The organism is Alsobacter sp. SYSU BS001988 (assembly GCF_054796215.1).
In genome coordinates, this window is sequence record NZ_JBTAMK010000024.1 from 23,104 (window position 1) to 30,603 (window position 7,500).

The 7,500-nt window shown below is 66.9% G+C and carries 8 protein-coding genes; 1 reads left to right on the forward strand and 7 read right to left on the reverse strand.

Going from position 1 to position 7,500, the window contains the following annotated elements; translation table 11 throughout:
* Positions 1–9: 9 nt before the first annotated feature.
* From ACYVO7_RS24440 to ACYVO7_RS24470, 7 genes are all read right to left on the reverse strand, one after another.
* Entirely contained in the window at positions 10–1,152 is a 1,143-nt protein-coding gene (locus ACYVO7_RS24440; RefSeq protein ID WP_460452377.1) for a tyrosine-type recombinase/integrase, read from the reverse strand.
* Complete coding sequence (locus ACYVO7_RS24445) at positions 1,149–2,837, reverse strand: hypothetical protein (RefSeq protein WP_460452378.1); 1,689 nt, start codon at positions 2,835–2,837, stop codon at positions 1,149–1,151. The genes ACYVO7_RS24440 and ACYVO7_RS24445 overlap by 4 nt, the downstream gene beginning before the upstream one ends.
* 142 nt (positions 2,838–2,979) lie before the next feature.
* Positions 2,980–3,213, reverse strand: a complete 234-nt coding sequence (locus ACYVO7_RS24450) for a helix-turn-helix domain-containing protein (RefSeq protein ID WP_460452379.1) — start codon at positions 3,211–3,213, stop codon at positions 2,980–2,982.
* On the reverse strand, positions 3,210–3,434 hold the full coding sequence (locus ACYVO7_RS24455) for a hypothetical protein (RefSeq protein WP_460452380.1): 225 nt from the start codon (positions 3,432–3,434) through the stop codon (positions 3,210–3,212). Before ACYVO7_RS24455 ends, ACYVO7_RS24450 begins: the two co-directional genes overlap by 4 nt.
* A gap of 165 nt (positions 3,435–3,599) precedes the next feature.
* On the reverse strand, positions 3,600–5,225 hold the full coding sequence (locus tag ACYVO7_RS24460; protein WP_460452386.1) for a DUF3987 domain-containing protein: 1,626 nt from the start codon (positions 5,223–5,225) through the stop codon (positions 3,600–3,602).
* A 144-nt stretch (positions 5,226–5,369) separates the two neighbouring features.
* The gene (locus ACYVO7_RS24465; protein WP_460452381.1) at positions 5,370–6,053 is read right to left on the reverse strand and encodes a hypothetical protein; all 684 of its coding nucleotides are present in this window, start codon (positions 6,051–6,053) and stop codon (positions 5,370–5,372) included.
* A gap of 116 nt (positions 6,054–6,169) precedes the next feature.
* The gene (locus ACYVO7_RS24470; RefSeq protein ID WP_460452382.1) at positions 6,170–6,313 is read right to left on the reverse strand and encodes a hypothetical protein; all 144 of its coding nucleotides are present in this window, start codon (positions 6,311–6,313) and stop codon (positions 6,170–6,172) included.
* Positions 6,314–6,645: 332 nt separating this feature from the next.
* Between ACYVO7_RS24470 and ACYVO7_RS24475 the strand changes: the two genes are divergently transcribed.
* On the forward strand, positions 6,646–7,458 hold the full coding sequence (locus tag ACYVO7_RS24475) for an ABC transporter substrate-binding protein (RefSeq protein ID WP_460452383.1): 813 nt from the start codon (positions 6,646–6,648) through the stop codon (positions 7,456–7,458).
* Positions 7,459–7,500 lie beyond the last annotated feature (42 nt).

The window sequence follows — 7,500 nt, forward strand, 5'->3', positions numbered from 1 at the left end:
ACCATATCATCAGAGGGGCCAAGGGCGCGGCGTCAAGCAATCGACCCTAGAACTTCCGTGGGACGAAGCTGGACTGATTTCCTGCACCACCACGGCCACGAACCGCCGGTGCGCTTCCAGGCTCTGCGCCTGCTGGTAAAACCGCTCCGTGGTGGCCGACGTCCGGTGGCCTAGCAATGCTGACGCCGACCGGACGCGCTCCGGATCCAGAACCGCCAGCGTCGTCGCCGCCGCGTCCCTGAACAGGTGCGGGTTGACGGCCTTGCTCAGGGCCTCCGTGGTCCGATCCCGAACCTGCCAGTAGATCGCCATCTGGGTCAGCGGCGAGCTGTGCCGGCTGACCCAGAGCGCGTCGCCGACCGGGGCCGAGCGACGGTTTTTCAGGGCGACCAGCACGGGCCGGTGCACGGCCAGATACTGGTCTAGCGGCTCGCGCAGGATCTCGGGCCAGGGCGCCTCGATCGGGTCGCCGTTCTTGGTCTCCGCGCCGGGGATGCTGACCATCCAGCCCTCGCCGGTCTGGAGCAGCGAACGCCCGAGCTTGAGCCCCGCCAGATTCTTGCGGCGCAAGGGCCGCAACGCCAGGAAGGCGATGATCAGCCCGTCCCGGAAAAGCACGGCCCGGTCAATTGGAGAGCCGACCGCCGCCGCGGCCGTCATGAGCGACAGCCCCAGCCCGAGCAGTTCGGTGGAGGTGACCAGCTTGGCGCGCTTGTCGCGCACCGGCGCGCCGCCGGAGCGGACGCGCGAGGCCAGGCGATAGAGTGGGCCACGATCAAAGGCGGGGTCGACGGCTGCGGCGAAGTCGCCCAGCTCCTGCAAGCGCGACAGCACCGTATGAGAGCCGTTGCCGAGCCCTCGCAGATGCCGGACATAGGCCTTCGTCCTCTCGGCCGTGATGCGACGCACCGGAGTTGCGCCGAGGTCGAGGTCGCCGGTCTGCGCCAGGAAGGTCAGCCAGCGGCCATAGCCCTTCTCGGCCTTGCGGTTGGAGGCCGGCGAGTAGCCCGCCCGCGAGCCGGACTCAGGCTCGAAGGGATCGGCGTCCTGGCACGCGGCGCGCCACAGCCGCCGATCCTGCTCCGGCCAGCTCTCGACCTTGAGGCAGGCGCGCTCGGGCGCCTTGCCGCGACCGTAGGGCCCCCCGCTCATGCGCGCCTCCCGCGCCGGCGCGGCGCGATGCGCGAGACGGCGGCCTCGTGCTGGCGCAGGATCACCTCGTCGAAGTGGCGCGTCGCCGCCGCGGTCTCCAGCCCGGTGTAGAAGCCCGTCGTGGTCGCCATCTTCTTGTGCCCGAGCACCCGGCGCACGACCTCGTAGGCCCCGGGCTGCCGATCCAGGAAGATCTTGGCCCCGATATGCCGGAAGAGGTGCGGGTTGACCTTGAGTCCAGTGCGCTGGAACACGATGGTGGTGATCTGCACCCCAAGCGCTCCGCCGGTCTTGCTGCGGTCGCCGACGCCGGGGAAGAGCGCCGTGCATCCGGGCCGCGCCAGCGCGCCGCGGTGCTTCGCCCGGTACCAGGCGATCAGCTCCACGGTGGAGGCGGGCAGCTCGAACTCCAGGTCGACGGCGTTCTTGACGTCCGCCGCCGGGATGACGAGGTGCAGGCGCGGGCCGACCTGGATCAGGTTCCTGTCGCAGTCGATTGCGGCCAGGTTCTCGCGCCGGATAGGGGCGACGAGCAGAATGTGGATGGCGACAGCGAGCTGGGCGCGGACGGCGGCCAGCCGCGCCGGCAGCTTGCTTCGATCGGCCTCGTCGCGCAGGAGCTGTGGCAGTCCGATCAGCTTGGCGATGGCGGCCTCGTCGCCGAAGGCGCGCAGGCGCGTCCTGTTCTTCTCGGTGAGTCCTTGCATGGGGACGGCGAGCTTGCCGACGATCTTGCCCATGCGGGCGAGGGTGGGGTCGTCGACCTTGACCCAATGCCGGGCGACGCCCTTCAGCATGCTGGCCATGTTGTAGACGGCGCTCGACGTCTTGCCGCCGCCGCGGTCGTAGAAGAACCGCAGCCCCGTCGCGAACGCCTTCTCGCTCACCAGATCGGCGAGGGAGCTGAGCGAGCCCGGCTCCCACCCGCGCCGGACCAGGGCCGACGCGAAGGCTCGGAGCTGGTAGGCGCGCGTCGCGATCGTGCGGGGCCGGGCCGGGCGCGCCGGGCCGTCATCGGCGAAGTCCCGCCCCGCCAGCCGATCCAGCCAGGCGTCGGCGTCGGCCTTCAGCGAGATCGGGAACGCCTCCCAGGGCAGGCTGTAGGTGTCGCGCCGGCTGATCCTCTGGATCGGCGTCTGGGGCCAGCCCGGGATCCGCCGCACGCAGCGGTTCCAGGCTTCGACCGTGTCGCGCCACGTCCCGTCGGGATTGCGCATCAGGCTGTCGGTCGCGATCTCCTGCGCAAAGGCCTGGAGATGCTCGGTGGAGACCGCGGCGGGATCGATCTGCCGGGCGGAGAACCAGCGCAGCAAGCGCGACAGGCGCGCTCGCTCGGCCTTAGTCGGCAGGACGTCGTAGAGGCCCTGCCACGCCGCCGACATGGGCGTCGTCGACCGCCCGGCCATCATGGGACGGACGAGGGCGAGGGAGGCGCGCATGAGGGAGCGGACATTGTTCCAGCGCGCCGGCGACAAGCCCGCCGCCTGGGGCGCGATCGCCTTCAGTCGGAGGGCCAGGGCACGCGGGTCGGCGGCGACGGAGTCCGGCTCGCGGCCGAGCAGGCGGCAGACGGTGCGCACGGCCGAGACCATGTCCTGGCGGCGGCGGACGGGGAGTTCCGACGCGGCCACAGCGGCGATCACGTCGGCGAGGGTGGGGCTGCGTGAGAGGGGCGGAGTGGACATCAGCGGCCTCGTGATGACAGGAGAGGACTGGAGTATCGGATCGTGAGAAGGTAGCACGTTTAAGTAATCCGGTTTAATTGTCGACCTATTCACGAAGGTAAAGCCGAGCATGAGAACCGTAGTTCGTGTCCATCTCTGTCACTCACCGTCCACAATTGCTGACGAAGACGCGCAGCGCATCGGCATCGATGCGGACGAGGCGGCCGATATAGATCGCGGACAGCTCGCCGCTCTTGATGCGGCGGCGGATCGTGCGCGGGTCGACCCGCAGCATGGCGGCGGCGTCCTCGACAGTGAGCAGGCGGGCGAGGTCGCCCAGCTCGGTCGCGGCTCGCGTGGACGGGCGATCCCCAGGGGAGGGGGGCTTAATGGTCATGACTGGGTCTCCTGGGTGGGCGGCGTCGCGTCCCCCCGACTTCTGCGAGCGACCGTCGCTGGCGCCCCCGCGATCTCGGCCGCGATCTGGCGCGCCAGCAGCCGCGCGAGCGCTCCGAGGGCGGGGTGAAGGGTGGTGCTCGCAGGCGCCACGCTGACCGGCTCGATCGGCCAGTCGATCGTCTCCGACGGCATGACGGGGGTGAGCTGCGGGCGCCTCATGCCGACCCTGATGACAGGATCGATCGCGCTGCGCAGGGGCAAAACCTCGCCGTTTCTCGGCGAGGTTTTTCCACCATCATGCGCCGCAGGCTGCGGTCAGCCTGGAGGCTTTTGGCATCATTGGCATGATTGACAGGCCATGCCAGCCCGGCTCAGGCGTTGCGGCTAGCCCGGCGTGAAGAGCCGCGGGTTGACCTCGTAATCCTTCCGCTTCGTGCCGCCATGGGGCAGCAGCCGAATCCATCCGGCTTCGACCAGGGCGTCGCAGGCTTTGGCCATCGCCGTGGAGTCCCGGAGCGGCCCGCAGATGCTGCGCGACATCTCCCGCGCGTTGAAGCGCTCGCATTCATCCTTCCAGATCGCGGCAGCGAGGATCTTGGCGTTCCTGTCCGCGGCCGGGATGCTGGCCTCGCCAAAGGCCCGCTCGGCTTGGGGCAGGAAGTAGCTCTCGACGAGACGACAGGCGTCCTTCAAGACGTCGCCCCCTATCACGTTCGGCTCGGGGGCGCCTGCATCCCCGGCGGCCCAGCGCAGATAGGAGAGGACGACGGCCAGGCGAAGCGCCGTGCCGGCGGCCTTGCCCATAAACCCCGCCATCTGACCGATGGCGGTGGCGCCGCGTTCGTGCATTCGTTGGCCGAACTCCTCCAACACTGCGAGCGCGTCGGCATCGAGCGGGACGGGCCGGGGGCAGGGGCCCTCCCTGGCGTCGTCCAATTGCAGATCCCGCAAGCGGGCCAGCGCGGTCAAGGCCAGGGGGTCTTCGCAATGCGACCCGATCCGGAAGGTCGGCTTCGCATCCGGCCAGAAATACAGGAAACGGCACGCGAGGCCGTCGTCGTCACCCCTGGTGATCAGGTTCAGGCGTTCCGGCTGCAACGATCCGATGATCCCGATCGCGAGCCGCTCGGTCACGATCGTCTCGGTTTCCAGGACGCGGTCGACCGTGTGCCGGCCGCCATTGTACGCCTCGATCCAAAACGGTCGGTCGGTCGAACCGCTGTAGCGGGTGAAGCTTTCCACCCAGCCGGCGAGTTCGTCGCGTTCGACGATGAGGCCTTTCGGTGAGTGCGCCGACACCCGCGCGAGCTTCTCCACCGTCGTGTCGTTCAGGAGGATGCGCGGGCCCAGGCGCGGAGCAGGCAGGGAGGCCTCCATCGGCTTCGGCGGTGGCTCATGGCCGTCGCGGACGGCCTTCTTGACGCTCTCGCGCCAGACCCCGAGATGCGCCTCGGCCGTCTCCTTCCGGGCAGCATTGTCGGCCTGCTGACGCCGGAGTTCGCCGAGCCTCTCTGAGTCGAAGCGCCGGGCGATATCCAGCGCGACCTTCAGTCCCTGCGTCTTGCCGGCGGAAGGATCGCCGACGGCGGCGATCCAGAGGACGGTCGGCTCCAGCCAGCTCCCGGTGGGCGACGCCCGGCGCGCATTACCGATCGAGCCGGCGGCGACGCCCAGGAGACCCGCGGCGACGTAGTCGACCGGGCATCCCCTCGCTTCGGCCTGCTGCACGAGCCACGGGCTCCAGACGGAGCCGAAGAGGCTATCGGGGAATTTCGGAGCGGGACTGCGCTGGGTCCCGATCAGGCGCATGTCGGGGGCGCTCCAGGGCGCCTCCGGCAATTTAGTCGCGGACACGATTGTGCTCCATCGAATGGTGGCCGTCAGCGTCTGCGCCATCAGAGGTCCGCTGCCGCGCGACATCGTCGGCGACTTGGCGGGCCAGCAGTCGCGCAAGGGCGATGAAAGCCGGGTGGAGGGCGCCGCCATCGGGCCGCCACGCGCCGGCAGCATCGACACCAGAGTCGATCGGGGCCGGCGAGGGGACGGAAGTGGACTGCGAACGCCTCATGCCGACTCGGATCGCAGAGTCGGAGGCGGCAAACAGGGGAAGAACCTCGATGATTTTCAGCGAGGTTTTTCCACCAGCGTCGCGAGCTAGGGTTTGCGGTCCCGACGCATGACCTTGGGGGCGAACTCGTCCAGCGTGTCGGTGTCCAGCCCCAAGGCCTCCATCACCTCGGCGCAGTACCTGAAGAACGGACCGGTCCTGCTGACTGTGGCGCGTTCGCCGGTCCGCTTCACATAGGCCTCGCTGGCGAGACCCAACACGACTCTCCGGTCGGAATCGGGAGGCCGCCCTCCGCGCGGGGGCTGCTCCAACTCCAGCATCCTCTCGGCCGGGGCCTTGACAGCGTTCAACAGCCGCACGAGCAGATCAGGCCCCATTTGGGCGGCGGCGGATTGTCGGGCCGGGAGCGTCTGCTGTTCCAGACCGCGCACGAGCGCAACGGTGTCCAGTCGCCCGGGGTGCCCGGCATGGCGCAGGACGTCTTCAACGCCCTGAGAATGTGGACCAGAAATGGACCCCCCAAGCCGTTCAAAGCCGCTCGCGCTCAACATCGCGCCCAAGGTCGGAATGACGTCGGCCGGTGCTGTCCCGGTGAGAAAGGGGCTGCGCTTGACGACGGCGATGAACCGATCGCATTGCGCCGTGAACCGTTTCAGTTCGGCGCGCCTGAGCGTTGGATCGGGTTGCCTCTTCTTCCAGGCCCGGAACCGCTCCCATTCAGCCCTGATTGCGGAGATCTCGTCTGGACTGGGATGGATGGACTTACGCATGCGCACAATCCTCAGCGGCAGAGATCGTCCGCCAAAGATTATGTTCTTCGGGCGGCTAATGCCAACAATGCCAATGGTGCCAATCGCGGTTAGGCAAGCGACGAGGGGAGGCTCAGTCAGACCTTGGTGGCCATGGAGCCCCTCATGAGCGCGCAGTACAGCTCCGCCCCTGGCCGGCCCTTCAGTCGCCTGGGCAGTTCGACCACGACCGGAAACGAGCCCAGCCTGGCCAAAGCGTAGCTGGAAAACGACTGATGCACTCCAAGTTCCTATGTCTGAACATCAGGCCACCTTCCGGGGGACGAGCCGCTCGGAGCCGAGCGCCTCGCGGACGCCGCTCTCGTCGGAATGCGCAGCGCCCGCGCATGCGGCAGCGAGATCGGCGCCGGGGCGATCGCCCCCCGGTGGGTTCGGTGCTGGGGGGAGAGAGGCTTGCCGGGGTTCATCTGCGTATGCTCCTATCGGGCGTGGCGCGGCGGAGCCCCGCCACGCGAATTGCACCGGTAGCGCGACCCCGCGGAGCGATTATCTATTCAACCCCGACCATGTCTGTCGGGTGCGGGTGCTCACACGGCACAGTGGAGTAACGCAAATGAAGAGAAGAGAGGTAGTTCGGTTTCTGTCATTGATCATCGCTTTAAGTCCGTGGGAAGTCATGGCCGGTGCATCAACACGCAGAATTGCCGTAATAATGGCCGCCAGCGAGGGCGATCGAGATGTTCAGTCAAGGCTGAAATCTGTTAGGATGGAGCTGCAACGTCTCGGCTGGCGCGAAACTGATATCAGGTTTGAATACCATTTCTTGGCGGGCGCGACGGATAGGATTGCCTCAGTTGCAACGCGTGTCGTGGCGGGTAAACCCGATATAATTCTAACCCATTCAACACACTTGGTCGCCCAAATTACCAAAGCAACCTCCGATATTCCGGTAATATTCGCCCAGGGTACAGACCCAGTGGCTCTCGGGATTGTACAAAGCCTGGCACACCCTGGCGGAAACGCCACCGGATTCACGACCTATGAGCAAAGCATGGGGGCAAAGTGGTTTGGGCTATTGACTGAGATGGTGCCTAGATTGAAGCGGGTATTAATATTGAAAAATCCGAACAATCCTTCAACCACCGGTTATCTGCACGCGTTGGAGCCCGTTGCCCGCTCATCTGGGATCGGAATCGAAGTGGCCGGCGGACAGGATAGGTTGGAGATCAGCCGAGTTATAAGAGAGTTGGGCGGTGGCAATGCCATGATTGTAATGCCTGATCCGACAAACGCTGCACACCACGTTGAGATTGTTACTGATGCATCGACATATGGCGTTCCTGCGGTATACCCATACCGGTATTTCGCCGGTCGTGTCCCCAGCGGTGGTGTAGCTGATCGGTGGTCACCGGCGATCTCCGGGTAGGGTCGGGTTGCGACACACGCACCTGACCAGAGGATCACCGAT

Coding starts and splice junctions, on each gene's coding strand:
- ACYVO7_RS24440 (WP_460452377.1), bottom strand. CDS start 1,152: ATGAGCGGGGGGCCCTACGGTCGCGGCAAGGCGCCCGAGCGCGCCTGC.
- ACYVO7_RS24445 (WP_460452378.1), bottom strand. CDS start 2,837: ATGTCCACTCCGCCCCTCTCACGCAGCCCCACCCTCGCCGACGTGATC.
- ACYVO7_RS24450 (WP_460452379.1), bottom strand. CDS start 3,213: ATGACCATTAAGCCCCCCTCCCCTGGGGATCGCCCGTCCACGCGAGCC.
- ACYVO7_RS24455 (WP_460452380.1), bottom strand. CDS start 3,434: ATGAGGCGCCCGCAGCTCACCCCCGTCATGCCGTCGGAGACGATCGAC.
- ACYVO7_RS24460 (WP_460452386.1), bottom strand. CDS start 5,225: ATGCTGCCGGCGCGTGGCGGCCCGATGGCGGCGCCCTCCACCCGGCTT.
- ACYVO7_RS24465 (WP_460452381.1), bottom strand. CDS start 6,053: ATGCGTAAGTCCATCCATCCCAGTCCAGACGAGATCTCCGCAATCAGG.
- ACYVO7_RS24475 (WP_460452383.1), top strand. CDS start 6,646: ATGAAGAGAAGAGAGGTAGTTCGGTTTCTGTCATTGATCATCGCTTTA.